The sequence below is a fragment of the Pseudogemmobacter faecipullorum genome (assembly GCF_020539525.1).
Lineage (GTDB): Bacteria > Pseudomonadota > Alphaproteobacteria > Rhodobacterales > Rhodobacteraceae > Pseudogemmobacter > Pseudogemmobacter faecipullorum.
On record NZ_JACDXX010000020.1, the window covers coordinates 1 to 15936 of the forward strand.

Annotated in this window: 11 protein-coding genes; all 11 read right to left on the reverse strand. The window is 60.0% G+C overall.

The window, feature by feature from the left end; translation table 11 throughout:
- On the reverse strand, positions 1–127 hold a 127-nt coding region (locus H0485_RS17330; RefSeq protein WP_255613781.1), incomplete at its 3' end, for a GTP-binding protein.
- 79 nt (positions 128–206) lie between these two features.
- Positions 207–2330 carry an elongation factor G gene (gene fusA / locus H0485_RS17335; RefSeq protein ID WP_226937203.1) on the reverse strand — a complete coding sequence of 708 codons (2124 nt, stop codon included), beginning with the start codon at positions 2328–2330 and terminating at the stop codon, positions 207–209.
- A 9-nt stretch (positions 2331–2339) separates the two neighbouring features.
- On the reverse strand, positions 2340–2810 hold the full coding sequence (gene rpsG, locus H0485_RS17340) for a 30S ribosomal protein S7 (RefSeq protein WP_226937204.1): 471 nt from the start codon (positions 2808–2810) through the stop codon (positions 2340–2342).
- A 20-nt stretch (positions 2811–2830) separates the two neighbouring features.
- Positions 2831–3202: a 30S ribosomal protein S12 gene (gene rpsL / locus H0485_RS17345; RefSeq protein WP_124085211.1), complete on the reverse strand. Its 372-nt coding sequence runs from the start codon at positions 3200–3202 to the stop codon at positions 2831–2833.
- 409 nt (positions 3203–3611) lie between these two features.
- Entirely contained in the window at positions 3612–4481 is an 870-nt protein-coding gene (locus H0485_RS17350; protein WP_226937205.1) for a DMT family transporter, read from the reverse strand.
- Positions 4482–4676: 195 nt separating this feature from the next.
- Complete coding sequence (gene rpoC, locus H0485_RS17355; protein WP_226937206.1) at positions 4677–8915, reverse strand: DNA-directed RNA polymerase subunit beta'; 4239 nt, start codon at positions 8913–8915, stop codon at positions 4677–4679.
- A 77-nt stretch (positions 8916–8992) separates the two neighbouring features.
- A complete protein-coding gene (gene rpoB / locus H0485_RS17360; protein WP_226937207.1) occupies positions 8993–13126 on the reverse strand; it encodes a DNA-directed RNA polymerase subunit beta in 4134 nt (1377 codons plus the stop codon).
- 242 nt (positions 13127–13368) lie between these two features.
- Positions 13369–13740: a 50S ribosomal protein L7/L12 gene (gene rplL, locus H0485_RS17365; RefSeq protein ID WP_226937208.1), complete on the reverse strand. Its 372-nt coding sequence runs from the start codon at positions 13738–13740 to the stop codon at positions 13369–13371.
- A gap of 85 nt (positions 13741–13825) precedes the next feature.
- The gene (rplJ, locus tag H0485_RS17370; protein WP_226937209.1) at positions 13826–14341 is read right to left on the reverse strand and encodes a 50S ribosomal protein L10; all 516 of its coding nucleotides are present in this window, start codon (positions 14339–14341) and stop codon (positions 13826–13828) included.
- Between the two features lie 429 nt (positions 14342–14770).
- Complete coding sequence (gene rplA, locus H0485_RS17375; protein ID WP_226937210.1) at positions 14771–15469, reverse strand: 50S ribosomal protein L1; 699 nt, start codon at positions 15467–15469, stop codon at positions 14771–14773.
- Between the two features lie 5 nt (positions 15470–15474).
- On the reverse strand, positions 15475–15927 hold the full coding sequence (gene rplK / locus H0485_RS17380; protein WP_226937211.1) for a 50S ribosomal protein L11: 453 nt from the start codon (positions 15925–15927) through the stop codon (positions 15475–15477).
- Positions 15928–15936 lie beyond the last annotated feature (9 nt).

Genomic DNA, 15936 nt, shown 5'->3' on the forward strand with positions numbered 1-15936 from the left:
CGTAGCCTTTGAAGTCACCAAAATATTTGGTGATCGCAGCGGTCAGCGTGGTTTTGCCGTGGTCAACGTGGCCGATGGTGCCGATGTTGACGTGCGGTTTGTTCCGTTCAAACTTTGCCTTTGCCATTTGGCAACTCCTTCAAATCATTCGCCGCGCCTCGCGCGGCAGCGGTGGGGGAAGGTGGGCGTTCCCGCCCACCGCCAGATCAGGCGTACTTCTTCTGGATCTCTTGCGAGAGATTCTCAGGCACTGCGTCGTAATGGTCGAATTCCATCGAGAACACGGCACGACCCGAGGACATCGAGCGCAGAGTGTTGATGTAGCCGAACATGTTTGCCAGCGGGACCATAGCGTTGATCACATTGGCATTGCCGCGGGTGTCCTGACCCTGAACCATGCCCCGACGCGAGGTCAGGTCGCCGATGATGCCGCCGGTATATTCTTCCGGGGTCACCACTTCGACTTTCATGATCGGCTCAAGCAGTTTCGCACCTGCTTTACGCAGGCCTTCACGCATACCGGCGCGGGTCGCGATCTCGAAGGCGAGCACCGAGGAGTCGACGTCGTGGAAAGCACCGTCGATCAGAGCGACTTTGAAGTCGATAACCGGGAAGCCTGCCAGCGGGCCCGAGTCCATAACGGACTTGATGCCTTTTTCGACGCCGGGGATGTATTCCTTCGGAACCGCACCACCGATGATCTTCGACTCGAACGAATAGCCTTCGCCCGGCTCGGTCGGGGTGATCACCAGCTTCACGCGTGCAAACTGGCCGGTACCACCGGTCTGTTTCTTATGCGTGTAGTCGATCTCGGCTTCCGTCGAGATGGTCTCGCGGTAAGCCACCTGCGGAGCACCGATATTCGCCTCGACCTTGAATTCGCGACGCATACGGTCGACGAGGATATCGAGGTGAAGTTCGCCCATGCCCTTCATGATGGTCTGACCGGATTCGAAATTGGTCTCGACGCGGAAGGAAGGGTCCTCAGCAGCCAGGCGAGCCAGGGCCATGCCCATCTTCTCCTGGTCAGCCTTGGTTTTCGGCTCAACAGCGATCTCGATCACCGGCTGCGGGAAGGTCATGGTTTCGAGAACCACCGGCTTCGCCACGTCGCAGAGGGTGTCACCGGTGGTGGTCTCTTTCAGACCGGCCAGCGCGATGATGTCGCCTGCGAATGCCTCTTCGATCTCTTCACGCTGGATCGCATGCATGACCATCATCCGGCCCACGCGCTCTTTTTTGCCTTTGGTGGCATTGAGCATCGTGTCGCCTTTTTTCAGCACGCCCGAATAAATGCGCGTGAAGGTCAGCGAGCCGACGAAGGGGTCGTTCATGATCTTGAACGCGAGCGCCGAGAAGGGATCCTCATCGCGCGCATTACGCTCGATGTTGCGGGTCTCGGTCTCATCGCCCGGAGCGAAGCCGACATAGGCCGGAACGTCGGTCGGTGCCGGCAGGTAATCCACAACAGCGTTGAGGACCATCTGCACGCCCTTGTTCTTGAAGGCCGAGCCAGCAAGAACCGGGAAGAAGGCCATCGACAGCGTACCCTTACGGATCAGCCGGCGCAGCTCGTCCTGCGAAGGCTCATTGCCTTCCAGATAGGCTTCCATGGCAGCATCGTCCTGCTCAACGGCAAGCTCGATCATTTTGCCACGCCATTCAGCGGCCAGGCCCTGCAGCTCGTCACGGATCGGCTGACGGGTCCAGGAAGCACCGACGTCTTCGCCGTTCCAGACCCATTCTTCCATGGTGACGAGATCGATTGCGCCTTCGAGGTGATCCTCAGCGCCGATCGGCAGAGCCACCGGGCAGGGAGTCCCGCCGGTGCGGTCTTTGATCATGCGAACGCAGTTGAAGAAGTCTGCGCCGATCTTGTCCATCTTATTGACGAACACGATGCGCGGAACTTTATAGCGGTCAGCCTGACGCCAGACGGTTTCGGTCTGCGGTTCAACGCCGGCATTGCCGTCGAGAAGGCAGATCGCACCATCGAGAACCGCCAGCGAACGCTCAACCTCAATGGTGAAGTCAACGTGGCCGGGGGTGTCGATGATGTTGAAGCGGTGCTTCTTCGAGGCATCCGGGGTATATTCAGCGTCGACGTGACGCTCCCAGGTGGTCGAGGTTGCAGCCGAGGAGATGGTAATGCCGCGCTCGGCTTCCTGCTCCATGAAGTCCATAGTGGACGCACCGTCATGCGTCTCACCCATTTTGTGGTTCTTACCCGTGTAGAACAGGATGCGCTCAGTCGTGGTCGTCTTGCCAGCATCAATGTGAGCCATGATGCCGAAGTTACGATACATTTTGAGCGGGAATTCGCGTGCCATCGGGCCCCCTTACCAGCGGTAGTGGCTGAACGCTTTGTTCGCGTCTGCCATCTTGTGGGTGTCTTCGCGCTTCTTCACTGCGGTACCGCGGCCATTGACGGCATCGGACAGCTCAGCAGCCAGACGCTCTTCCATGGTGTTCTCGTTGCGCTTGCGCGCAGCGGTGATCAGCCAGCGGATGGCGAGGGCTTCGCGGCGCTCGGTGCGGACTTCAACCGGAACCTGGTAGGTAGCACCACCGACGCGGCGCGAGCGCACTTCGACGGAAGGCTTAACGTTGTCGAGCGCTTCGTGGAAGGCCTCGATCGGAGCGCGCTTCAGCTTGCTCTCAACGCGGGTCAGTGCACCGTAAACAATGCCTTCTGCGGTGGATTTCTTGCCATCCAGCATCAGGTTGTTCATGAACTTGGTCAGAACGCGGTCGCCATATTTGGCGTCCGGGAGAATTTCGCGCTTCTCTGCGGCGTGACGACGTGACATGTCTCTTTACCCTCCCAGGATCACTTCGGACGCTTAGCGCCGTATTTCGAACGACGCTGGCGACGGTCTTTAACGCCCTGGGTATCCAGCACACCGCGCAGGATGTGGTAACGGACACCCGGAAGGTCTTTTACACGGCCGCCGCGGATCAGAACAACCGAGTGCTCTTGCAGGTTGTGCTTCTCGCCGGGGATGTAGGAGATCACTTCGAAGCCGTTGGTCAGGCGAACCTTCGCAACTTTACGCATAGCCGAGTTCGGCTTCTTCGGAGTGGTGGTGTAAACGCGGGTGCAAACCCCACGCTTCTGCGGGCAGGATTCCAGGTGCTGCGACTTGGATTTGCTCGGCTTCGCTTCCCGGGGTTTCCGGATCAGCTGCTGAATCGTCGGCATTAACGTTCCTCGTTTCGATACTCGCTCCCTATGCCTGGGGAGCGCTGCTTCTCGAGTGGATTGCGCGAATCGCAAAACACCAAATTGCCGCCGATATTCCCGGAGAAATATCGCGACAAATCCAGAGGATCAGGGGCTTATGACCCGGACCGTGCCAATGAAGGTTCTCTGATCCCGGGGTGAGGACGGACCTCTCCCATGAGATGGAGCGGGCTATAGGAGGAATTGGCGGAAGTGTCAACCTGCGCGGCCTGCCCGGACCCGGGCGCGGCCCGGCGCAGTCCCTGCCGGAGGCCAGGAAAATAAGGGCTTTAGCCCTGCCTCTCGTGTCCGGCTCGGCCCCCGCGCCTGAGCCCCCCGCCCCAGCGTCGCCGCTCTCCGGGGAGGCCGCCCCGGGGGGCACGCTGCCTCAGCGGCTGAGCCGCGCCTCGCGCAGCAAGGTGAAGATACCGGAGGCGACGATCAGCGCCGCGCCGCCGAGCGTGATCAGATCCGGAAAATCACCAAACAGCAGCCAGCCGAACAACAGCGCCCAGAGCAGCTGCGCATAGCGCAGCGGCGCCGTCGCCGACACATCCCCCGCCTTCAGCGCATTGACGAGGCTGAGAAAGGCCAGTGACATGAAGACCGCACTGACCGCGATGCCAGCCACCGCCTGCAGCGGGACCGGCTGCCAGACGATCGTCAGCGACCAGATGCCCGCAAGCGTTGTCACCATCCCGGCCGCGCCGAGCGCCACCAGCGGCGCCGGAATATCGCGCGGCAGCCGGCGGGTCACCAGATCACGGGCCACGACGAAGACCACCGAGACCAGGCCGATCAGGGTATAGTGATCAAATCCCGAAGGCCCGGGCCGGATCACGATCAGCACACCGATAAAGCCGACAGAGACGGCCAGGGCACGCCGCCAGCCCACTGTCTCCCTCAGAATGAGCGCCGCAGCAAAGGTGGCGACCAGCGGCACCGATTGCAGCACCGCGGTCAGATTGCCAATCGGCATATGCTGCATCGCGGTCAGGAAGCTGAGGGTCGCCATCACCTCCATCAGGCTGCGCAAAGCCAGCAACCGGCCATGCGCAGGCTGCAACCGATAGCGGAAACTGCCATCAATCGCGGCAATGCTGAGCATAAACAGACAGGCCGGAATTCCGCGCATCACCAAAGCCTGGGGCAGAGGCAGGCTTTCCAGCGCCATTTTCATAAACGTATCGCTCAGCGCGAAAGAGAACATCGCCACCAGCATAAAGCCGATCGAACGCTGACGCAGGGTCCGGAACATTCTGAAATTCCAACTGTCCCAGGGCCGACCTCGGCCATGGCTCCCCCCTCCCTATGCCGGGGCGCGGCAAAGAGGAAGATCACGCATGACGAGGGCGCGCTAAAAGAAAAACCCGCCGGAGCAAACCGGCGGGTTTTAAGGCAGTCACTGCGGAACCCGGTCCTGCCCCCCCAAAGAAGGGAGGCAGGGATCAGATCAGGCGCGGCTGTCGGTGTCGTCGCTGACCGGGCTGGCCAGGTTCGGCTCGCTCACCGGCGCCGGAGCGGCCAGCGTCACGGCAACCTCGGCCTCATCGCGGCGGGCCGCGATCACGCTCTGGTCACGCTCGGTCGCAATCGCCTTGACGCGACGGGTCGCGCCACCGGTACCGGCCGGAATCAGACGGCCGACGATGACGTTTTCTTTCAGGCCCACCAGCTTGTCGCGCTTGCCCTGAACCGAAGCCTCGGTCAGCACCCGGGTGGTTTCCTGGAAGGAAGCCGCCGAGATGAACGAGCGGGTCTGCAGCGAGGCCTTGGTGATCCCGAGCAGGACCGGCTCTGCTTTCGCTTCGCGCAGACCGCGGCCACGGGCCTTGAGGTTTTCTTCCTCAAGTTCCTGACGCTCGACCTGCTCGCCTTTCAGCAAAGTGGTATCGCCCGAATCCAGCACTTCCAGCTTCTGCAGCATCTGACGAACGATAACCTCGATGTGTTTATCGTTAATCTTCACGCCCTGCAGACGGTAAACGTCCTGGACCTCATCGATCATGTAGTTCGCCAGCGCCTCGACACCCATGATGCGCAGGATGTCGTGAGGAGCGGGGTTACCGTCCATGATATAGTCGCCCTTCTGGACGAAATCGCCTTCCTGCACCGGAATATGCTTGCCCTTCGGCACCATATATTCCGCAGCCTGAAGCGTTTCATCCACCGGCTCGACGGTGATGCGGCGCTTGTTTTTATAGTCCTTGCCGAAGCGCACATAACCATCGGCCTCTGCGATGATTGCGTGATCTTTCGGGCGACGCGCCTCGAAGAGTTCCGCCACGCGGGGAAGACCCCCGGTGATGTCCTTCGTCTTGGTGCCTTCGCGCGGAATACGGGCAACGATATCGCCCGGGCGCAGCTCCTGACCATCTTCCAGCGACAGAACGGCGTCCACCGACATCGGGTAGAAGATCGGATTGCCATTGTCGCCACGCACCGGCTCGCCGGTTTCCGGATTCACCAGAATGATCTCGGGCTTGAGATCCGAGCCACGCGGGGCCGAACGCCAGTCAGAGACCACTTTCTGCGTCATGCCGGTCGCATCATCGGTATCTTCACGGATCGAGATACCGTTGATCAGGTCCTTGAACCGCGCCACACCGGCCTTTTCAGCCACGATCAGCAGGTTGAAGGGGTCCCATTCAAACAGCTTATGGCCACGCTTGACCTGCTCGCCGTCCTGGACGTGCAGTTTTGCGCCATAGGTCAGTTTGTGCGAGGCCCGCTCGGCACCATGCTCATCGATGATCGCGATGGTCATGTTCCGGCCGATCACCACCTGCTCACCTGCCACATTATGCAAGATGTTGGTGTTGCGGAACTCAATCCGGCCCTCTTGCGAGGCTTCGAGGAACGACTGCTGGCCACCCTGAGCAACGCCGCCGATGTGGAAGGTCCGCATCGTCAGCTGCGTGCCCGGCTCACCGATCGACTGTGCGGCGATGATGCCGACAGCTTCGCCGATATTGACCTGGGTACCGCGGGCGAGGTCGCGACCATAGCACTGGGCGCAGACGCCTTCCTCGGCCTCACAGGTCAGCGGGCTGCGGATCCGGACCGAAGGCACGTTCGCTTTGCCGACCAGGTCAGCCTTGCGCTCGTCGATCAGCTCGCCTTTGGCGACGATGACTGCTTCGGTGGCCGGATCGAGGATATCCTCAGCCGCCACACGACCCAGCACGCGCTCGGCGAGCGGTGCGGTTTCGGTGCCCTCTTTGATCGCAGCCGAAGCGGTGATCGCATTCTCGGTGCCACAATCATGCACGCGAATGATGCAATCCTGCGCCACGTCAACCAGACGACGGGTCAGGTAACCCGAGTTTGCGGTCTTCAGTGCGGTATCCGACAGACCCTTACGGGCGCCGTGGGTCGAGTTGAAATATTCAAGAACGGTCAGACCTTCCTTGAAGTTCGAGATGATCGGCGTCTCGATGATCTCGCCGTTCGGCTTGGCCATAAGGCCGCGCATCCCGCCGAGCTGTTTCATCTGAGTGACCGAGCCACGCGCCCCGGAGTGAGCCATCATATAGACCGAGTTCGGCTCTTTCTCAGCGCCATCTTCGGTATATTTGACTTCCGAGATCGTCGACATCATCGACTCGGTGACCTTGTCGTTGCACTTCGACCAGGCGTCGACAACTTTGTTGTACTTCTCGCCCTGAGTGATCAGGCCGTCGAGATACTGCTGCTCAAAATCGGCAACCTGGGCTTTCGTCGAATTGACGATTTCCCATTTGTTGTCGGCGATGACCATGTCGTCTTTACCGAACGAGATACCGGCACGGAATGCTTCGCGGAAGCCAAGCCCCATGATCTGGTCACAGAAGATCACCGATTCCTTCTGACCGCAGTAGCGGTAGACGGTGTCGATGACGGTCTGCACGTCTTTCTTACGCAGAAGACGGTTCACCAGTTCGAACGGCGCTTTGGCATTCTGCGGCAGCAGGTTGCCAAGACGCAGACGGCCCGGGGTGGTCTCGTAGCGCTTCCAGACGATATTGCCTTCCTCATCGACCTGCTTGAGGCGGGCGGTGATTTTGGCATGCAGATGCAGCTCGCCGGCGGCGAGAGCATGTTCAACCTCGTCGATATCGCGGTAGACCGACCCCTCGCCCTTCATGCCGTGACGCTGCATGGTCACATAATAAAGGCCAAGGACCATATCCTGCGACGGAACGATGATCGGTGCGCCGTTGGCGGGCGACAGAACGTTGTTCGTCGACATCATCAGGACGCGGGCTTCCAGCTGGGCTTCGAGCGACAGCGGCACGTGAACGGCCATCTGGTCGCCGTCGAAGTCAGCGTTGAACGCCGAGCAGACCAGCGGGTGCAGCTGGATCGCCTTGCCTTCGATCAGGATCGGCTCAAAGGCCTGGATGCCCAGACGGTGCAGCGTCGGCGCGCGGTTCAGGAGCACCGGATGTTCGCGGATCACCTCATCGAGGATATCCCAGACTTCCGGACGCTCTTTCTCCACCAGCTTCTTGGCCTGCTTCACGGTCGAGGACAGACCCTTGGCTTCCAGACGCGAGTAGATGAAGGGCTTGAACAGCTCGAGCGCCATCTTCTTCGGCAGACCGCACTGGTGCAGCTTCAGCTCCGGGCCGGTCACGATGACCGAACGACCCGAGAAGTCGACGCGTTTACCCAGAAGGTTCTGACGGAAGCGGCCCTGCTTACCCTTCAGCATATCCGACAGCGACTTCAGCGGGCGCTTATTGGTCCCGGTGATGACGCGGCCACGACGGCCGTTGTCGAAGAGCGCATCCACAGCTTCCTGCAGCATCCGCTTTTCGTTGCGCACGATGATATCGGGCGCACGCAGTTCGATCAGGCGCTTCAGACGGTTGTTGCGGTTGATCACCCGACGATAGAGGTCGTTGAGGTCAGAGGTCGCAAAACGACCGCCATCGAGCGGAACCAGCGGACGCAGTTCCGGCGGGATCACCGGCAGAACGGTGAGGATCATCCATTCCGGACGGTTACCCGACTCGAGGAAGGACTCAACGATCTTCAGACGCTTGATGATCTTCTTCGGCTTCAGCTCGCCGGTGGCTTCTTTCAGCTCTTCGCGAAGCTGCTCGGCGGTCTGCTCGAGATCGATCGCAGCCAGCATCTCACGGATCGCCTCAGCGCCGATATTGGCGGTGAAAGCGTCAGCGCCATACTGGTCCTGAGCGTCGAGATATTCATCCTCGGTCATCAGCTGACCATAGGTCAGATCGGTCAGACCCGGCTCGATAACCACATAGTTTTCGAAATAGAGAATGCGCTCCAGATCCCGCAAAGTCATATCGACCATCAGGCCGATCCGGGAGGGAAGCGACTTCAGGAACCAGATATGTGCGACCGGAGCGGCCAGTTCGATATGGCCCATGCGCTCACGGCGGACTTTCTGCAGCGTGACTTCGACGCCGCATTTCTCGCAGACAACGCCGCGATATTTCATCCGCTTATATTTGCCGCAAAGGCATTCATAGTCTTTGATCGGCCCGAAGATCCGGGCGCAGAACAGACCGTCGCGCTCGGGCTTGAAGGTCCGGTAGTTGATGGTCTCAGGCTTTTTGATCTCGCCATAGGACCACGACAGGATGCGCTCGGGGCTTGCGAGCGAGACCTTGATCTCGTCGAAAGTCTTCACCGGAGCGATCGGGTTGAACGGATTATTCGTCAGTTCCTGGTTCATCTTGCTTCCCAAATCAGGAGGTTGCGGTCAGAGGGCGGAGAGGCGCGAACGCCTCTCCCGAGCGGTTTCGCTGCCGCTCACTCCTCTTCCGCATCCAGGAGTTCCATATTCAGGCCGAGGCCGCGGACTTCCTTGACGAGAACGTTGAAGCTCTCCGGAACGCCTGCTTCGAAATTATCCTCGCCCTTGACGATCGATTCATAGACCTTGGTCCGGCCTGCCACGTCATCCGACTTAACGGTGAGCATCTCCTGCAGGGTATAGGCGGCGCCATAAGCCTCGAGAGCCCAGACCTCCATCTCCCCGAGACGCTGACCACCGAACTGCGCCTTACCACCCAGCGGCTGCTGAGTGACGAGCGAGTAGGGACCGGTCGAACGGGCGTGCAGCTTGTCGTCCACCAGGTGGTGCAGCTTGAGCATGTATTTCACGCCCACGGTGACCTTCCGCTGGAACTTCTCGCCGGTACGGCCGTCGAAGACGTCAGACTGACCCGAAGTGTCGAAGCCTGCGCGACGCAGACTGTCATTCACATCGGCTTCTTTCGCGCCGTCGAAGACCGGGGTGGCAATCGGAACACCGCGGGTAACGGTCGCTGCCGATTCCAGCAGACGCTCATCCGACGCATCGCCGAAGGCCTCGTCATAGGTCTCATCGCCGTAAGCCAGACGCATCGCTTCCCTGACCGGGGTCAGGTCGCCATGACGACGATAGTCCTGCAGCGCCTCGTCGATCTTCAGACCAAGGCCGCGCGCAGCCCAGCCCATATGGGTCTCGAGGATCTGACCAACGTTCATCCGCGACGGCACGCCGAGCGGGTTCAGCACGAGGTCAACCGGGGTACCGTCAGCCAGGAAGGGCATGTCCTCAACCGGAACAACCTTCGAGATAACACCCTTGTTGCCGTGACGGCCTGCCATCTTATCGCCCGGCTGCAGCTTACGCTTCACCGCCACGAAGACCTTGACCATCTTCATCACGCCCGGAGGCAGATCGTCGCCGCGACGCACCTTCTCGACCTTGTCGTCGAAACGGGCATTCAGGGCGCGCTTCTGCACTTCATACTGATCGTGCAGTGCCTCGATGTCCTTGGCGACCGATTCCTCGGCAACCGCCAGCTGCCACCACTGACCACGCGACAGCGTGCCGAGCAGTTCCTCATCAATGGTCGAGCCGGCGCGGACGCCTTTCGGACCTTTGACCGCCTCACGGCCGCTGATGAGAGCCTTCAGACGCTTATAGATGTTGCGCTCAAGGATGATCATCTCGTCGTCGCGGTCCCGCGCCAGACGTTCGACTTCCTCGCGCTCGATCTGCAGCGCCCGCTCGTCTTTATCGACGCCGTGACGGTTGAAGACGCGCACCTCAACGATGGTACCATAAGCCCCCGGCGGCAGACGCAGCGAGGTATCGCGCACGTCCGAAGCTTTCTCGCCGAAGATGGCGCGAAGCAGCTTCTCTTCCGGGGTCATCGGGCTTTCACCCTTGGGGGTGATCTTACCGACAAGGATATCGCCCGGCTGCACTTCGGCGCCGATGTAGACAATGCCAGCCTCGTCGAGGTTGCGCAGTGCTTCTTCACCGACGTTCGGAATGTCGCGGGTGATCTCTTCCGGCCCCAGCTTGGTATCGCGGGCGGCGACTTCATATTCCTCGATATGGATCGAGGTGAAGACGTCATCCTTAAGGATACGCTCAGAGATCAGGATCGAGTCTTCGTAGTTATAGCCGTTCCACGGCATGAAGCCGACGACCACGTTACGACCCAGAGCCAGTTCGCCCATATCGGTGCAGGGACCGTCAGCCACGACTTCGCCGCGGATCACGGTATCGCCCACTTTCACCAGCGGACGCTGGTTGATGCAGGACGACTGGTTCGAGCGCTTGAACTTGCGCAGACGGTAGATGTCGACGCCCGGCTCGCCCGGCTCCAGCAGTTCGGTTGCCCGCACAACGATACGCTGTGCATCGACCTGGTCGATGATCCCGGCGCGGCGCGCCATGATCGCCGCACCCGAATCGCGGGCCACAACGGCCTCGATGCCGGTGCCGACGAAAGGTGCGTCCGACTGCAGCAGCGGCACGGCCTGACGCTGCATGTTCGAGCCCATCAGAGCGCGGTTAGCGTCGTCATTCTCGAGGAACGGGATCAGCGATGCCGCCACCGAAACCAGCTGCTTCGGCGAAACGTCGATCAGATCGATCGCATCCGGCGGGTTCAGCATGAATTCGCCCGCTTTACGCGAGGAGATCAGCTCATCCTGGAACTGGCCGGCTTCGTTCTGCGTCGCGTTTGCCTGAGCAACCGTATGACGCATTTCCTCGGTCGCGGACATATAGACCACGTCATCGGTGACGGCGCCGTCAACGACCTTGCGATACGGGGTCTCGATGAAGCCGTATTTGTTCACGCGGGCGAAAGTGGCCAGCGAGTTGATCAGACCAATGTTCTGACCTTCCGGCGTTTCAATCGGGCACATCCGGCCGTAATGGGTCGGGTGAACGTCGCGCACCTCAAAGCCGGCACGCTCACGGGTCAGACCGCCCGGCCCGAGCGCCGAGAGACGACGCTTATGCGTGACTTCCGACAGCGGGTTGGTCTGGTCCATGAACTGCGACAGCTGCGACGAGCCGAAGAATTCGCGGACAGCCGCGGCTGCCGGTTTGGCATTGATCAGATCCTGCGGCATGATCGTATCGATCTCGACCGAGGACATACGCTCTTTGATCGCGCGCTCCATGCGCAGCAGGCCGACGCGGTACTGATTTTCCATCAGCTCGCCGACCGAGCGCACCCGGCGGTTGCCGAGGTGGTCGATATCGTCGATCTCGCCCTTGCCGTCGCGCAGTTCCACCAGCGCTTTGATGCACTTGATGATATCGTCGCGGTCCAGCGTGCGCTGGGTGTCGGGCTTGTCGAGGTCGAGACGCATGTTCATTTTCACCCGGCCAACAGCCGAGAGATCATAGCGCTCTTTATCGAAGAACAGGGTGTCGAACAGCGTCGAGGCGGCCTCGACAGTCGGCGGCTCGCCCGGACGCATCACGCGATAGATATCCATCAGCGCGGTGTCGCGGCTCCAGTTTTTATCCGCCGCCATGGTGTTACGCATGTAGGGGCCGACATTGATATTATCGATGTCGAGAACCGGGATTTCGAGAATGCCCTGGTCGAGGATGGTTTTCAGGCTGCCGCCCTTCACCTCGCCGTCACGGTCCAGCTCCCAGGTCAGCTCTTCGCCGGCCTCGGCCCAGATCGCGCCATTCTCTTCGTCAACCATATCATTGGCGACATAGCGGCCGACGATGTGATCGAAGGGCACCAGCAGTTCGGTGATCTGTGCTTCGTCGATCCACTTGCGCACCATGCGCGGCGTGGCTTTCTCGCCGGCTTTGAGGATGACCTCGCCGGTGGCCGCATCGACCAGATCCCAGGTCGGACGGGTGCCGCGCACACGCTCGGGGAAGAACTTGGTGACCCAGCCCTTGTTGCGCAGATATTTGAACGTGACCGTGTCGTAATAGGACGACATGATCTGATCCTGGGTCAGACCCAGAGCATAGAGCAAAGTGGTGACCGGCAGCTTACGGCGGCGGTCGATACGCGCGAAGACGATGTCTTTCGCGTCGAATTCGAAATCGAGCCAGGAGCCGCGATAGGGGATGATCCGGCAGGCGAACAGCAGTTTGCCCGAGGAATGGGTCTTGCCCTTATCATGATCGAAGAACACGCCCGGGGAGCGGTGCATCTGCGACACGATCACCCGCTCGGTGCCGTTCACGATGAAGGTACCGTTCGGGGTCATCAGGGGCATATCGCCCATATAGACGTCTTGTTCTTTGATATCTTTGACCGAGCGGTTGCCGGTGGTCTCATCAATATCGAAAACGATCAGACGCAGCGTGACCTTCAGCGGCGCAGCATAGGTCAGATCGCGTTGCATGCATTCATCGACATCGTACTTCGGCTTTTCCAGCTCATAGCGCACGAATTCGAGAACTGCCGTCTCGTTGAAATCCTTGATCGGGAAAACCGACTGGAACGTGCCCTGGATGCCTTCGCCATCCAGCGGCTTGTCACTGTCGCCCGATTGCAGGAACAGGTCGTAGGAAGATTTCTGAACCTCAATCAGGTTCGGCATCTCGAGAACTTCACGAATCTTACCGTAATAACGGCGGACTCGCTTCTGGCCAACGTAAGCTTGCGCCATGCTCGTGGTCACCTTTCATCGTTTCGCCGGCGCGCGTCCCGTCGGGGCCGGGCACACGCCAACTGGCGAGAGGGGAGGGAAGGCTCCATACCTGCCACCTGTCCCGTCAGGTGGCTCCCGAGCCTGTCATCGCACCCGGAAAGAGGATTTCACAAAATCATCTTTCAGGACGCGAATGGCAGGAGGCGGAAAAATCCGCCCCCTGCCTGATTTTCAGCGCTGCGGGAAGACCCGCACCGGAATTACTTGAGCTCGACTTTCGCGCCAGCAGCTTCAAGCTTCTTCTTGATTTCTTCAGCGTCAGCTTTGGTGGCGCCTTCTTTGACTTTGCCGCCAGCTTCAACGAGGTTCTTAGCTTCGACCAGGCCGAGACCGGTGATGCCGCGAACTTCTTTGATCACGTTGATTTTGTTAGCGCCGGCTTCGACGAGAACGACGTCGAATTCGGTTTTCTCTTCAACTGCCTCAGCTGCAGCAGCCGGGCCAGCCATGACAACAGCGCCGCCAGCAGCCGGCTCGATGCCATACTCATCCTTCAGGATGGTTTTCAGTTCCTGAGCCTGCAGGAGGGTCAGGCCAACGATTTGTTCGGCGAGAGCTTTAAGATCAGCCATTTTTCACATTCCGTTCAGTTAAGATGGGGTCCAACGACGATTGGATCAACCCTACGAAAGACATTGGGCAGAGCGTACAGCCTGATCAGGCTGCTGCTTTGTCCTCGATGGTCGACAGGATGCCAGCGATGTTCGAAGCAGGCGCGCCAATTGCACCAGCGATGTTCGAAGCCGGAGCGCCAATCATCGACGCGATCTGAGCAAGCAGCTCTTCGCGCGACGGCATAGCGGCAACGGTCTTCACACCAGCCTGGTCCAGCACAGTGCCGCCCATTGCGCCGCCGAGGATAACGTATTTATCGTTTTCCTTGGCATAGGCGTCGGAGATCTTGGCCGCAGCCACGGGATCTTCCGAGAAGGTCAGCACAGTCATGCCCGTCAGCAGGTCAGCCATCTTAGCAGAGGACTTTCCTTCAAGGGCGATTTTGGCGAGCGTGTTCTTGGCAACGCGAACGGACCCGTTAACGCCACGCATACGCGCGCGAAGGTCCTGCATCTGTTTAACCGTCATGCCTTCGTAATGGGCAACCACTACGACGCCAGAGCTTTCGAAGATCTGGCCGAGTTCCTCGACCATTTTCTCTTTCTGGGCTCTATCCACAGTTTCACTCCAAGATTTGGGGTTTCCCCCGGCTCATCATTCTCCCGGTCCGGGGATAAGCCCTGACCGGAAGGTCGGGTCCGATAAGGTTCCCGAGAAAATCGCCCGAGGAAAACCCCGGAATTCGTCTCAGTTCCCATCTCAGGCAGGAAATTAAGCCAGAGGCACCCACCGTCTCGGACGATGCACGGAACTCCGCGAGAATCGCAGCGCTCTGTACAGAGGCGTGCTATAGGCCGCGGCGCAGCAATTGCCAAGAGCGGTTCCGCCCGATCACAGCAGATTTATGCTGCGACAGGCCTTTAGCCGGAAACCAGCCCCTGAACCGCGCCCCCTGCCCCCTCTGGCCGCGCCTTCGTCATGCGGCCCAAAAGAAAACCACCGGCCCCTTTCAGGGCCGGTGGCAGATTTCAGAACCGCAGCTCAGGCTCAGGCAGTTGCTGCCGAAGCGAGGTCGAGCGAGACGCCCGGACCCATGGTCGAAGCCAGCGAGACTTTTTTGACATAGGTGCCTTTGGCGCCAGCCGGGCGGGCCTTGGTCACTGCGTCAACGAAAGCGCGGACGTTCTCAGCCAGCTTCTCTTCCGAGAAGGAGACCTTGCCGATACCAGCATGGATCACGCCGGCTTTTTCGACTTTGAACTGCACTTCACCGCCCTTGGCGTTCGACACTGCGGTCGCAACATCCATGGTCACCGTGCCGACTTTCGGGTTCGGCATCAGGTTGCGCGGGCCGAGGACCTTACCCAGACGGCCGACCAGCGGCATCATGTCCGGGGTTGCAATGCAGCGTTCGAAATCGAGCATGCCGCCCTGGATTTTTTCCAGCAGGTCTTCTGCGCCAACGATCTCTGCACCAGCCGCCTTGGCTTCATCAGCCTTGGCGCCACGGGCGAAGACAGCAACGCGCACGGTTTTGCCGGTGCCGTTCGGCAGCTGGACAACACCACGAACCATCTGGTCAGCGTGACGCGGGTCAACGCCCAGGTTCATCGCGATTTCGAGGGTTTCGTCGAACTTGGCCGAAGCTGCCGATTTGATCAGCGCCACAGCGGCTTCAACAGCAAGCAGATCCTTGCCGGCGAAAGCTTCCTGAGCTTTCTTCACACGTTTTGCGAGCTTTGCCATGATGTTCAGCCCTTCACTTCGATGCCGCAGGATTTAGCCGAGCCAAGGATGATCTGCATCGCCGCTTCCACGGAATTGGCGTTCAGATCTTTCATCTTGGTTTCAGCAATCTTGCGCAGCTGAGCCGCGGTGATCGAACCGGCAACGGTGCGACCCGGCTTGTCCGAACCCTTGGCGCGGTTACGCTTGCCAACCGGCTTCAGGCCAGCAGCTTCTTTCACCAGGAACGAAGCCGGCGGGGTTTTCAGCTCGAGGCTGAAGGACTTGTCCGCATAATAGGTGATGACGGTCGGGATCGGGGTTCCAGCCGGGAAGTCAGCCGACTTCGCGTTGAATTCCTTCACGAACATCATGATGTTCAGACCGCGCTGACCCAGCGCCGGACCAACCGGCGGCGACGGGTTCGCCTGTTGTGCTTTCACCTGCAGCTTGAGGCTGCCCATGATCTTCTTGGCCATCTGGCCTTC

Bases quoted from the DNA above. Each gene is read 5' to 3' on its own strand.
- fusA (WP_226937203.1), bottom strand. From the start codon at position 2,330: ATGGCACGCGAATTCCCGCTCAAAATGTATCGTAACTTCGGCATCATG.
- rpsG (WP_226937204.1), bottom strand. From the start codon at position 2,810: ATGTCACGTCGTCACGCCGCAGAGAAGCGCGAAATTCTCCCGGACGCC.
- rpsL (WP_124085211.1), bottom strand. From the start codon at position 3,202: ATGCCGACGATTCAGCAGCTGATCCGGAAACCCCGGGAAGCGAAGCCG.
- H0485_RS17350 (WP_226937205.1), bottom strand. From the start codon at position 4,481: ATGTTCCGGACCCTGCGTCAGCGTTCGATCGGCTTTATGCTGGTGGCG.
- rpoC (WP_226937206.1), bottom strand. From the start codon at position 8,915: ATGAACCAGGAACTGACGAATAATCCGTTCAACCCGATCGCTCCGGTG.
- rpoB (WP_226937207.1), bottom strand. From the start codon at position 13,126: ATGGCGCAAGCTTACGTTGGCCAGAAGCGAGTCCGCCGTTATTACGGT.
- rplL (WP_226937208.1), bottom strand. From the start codon at position 13,740: ATGGCTGATCTTAAAGCTCTCGCCGAACAAATCGTTGGCCTGACCCTC.
- rplA (WP_226937210.1), bottom strand. From the start codon at position 15,469: ATGGCAAAGCTCGCAAAACGTGTGAAGAAAGCTCAGGAAGCTTTCGCC.
- rplK (WP_226937211.1), bottom strand. From the start codon at position 15,927: ATGGCCAAGAAGATCATGGGCAGCCTCAAGCTGCAGGTGAAAGCACAA.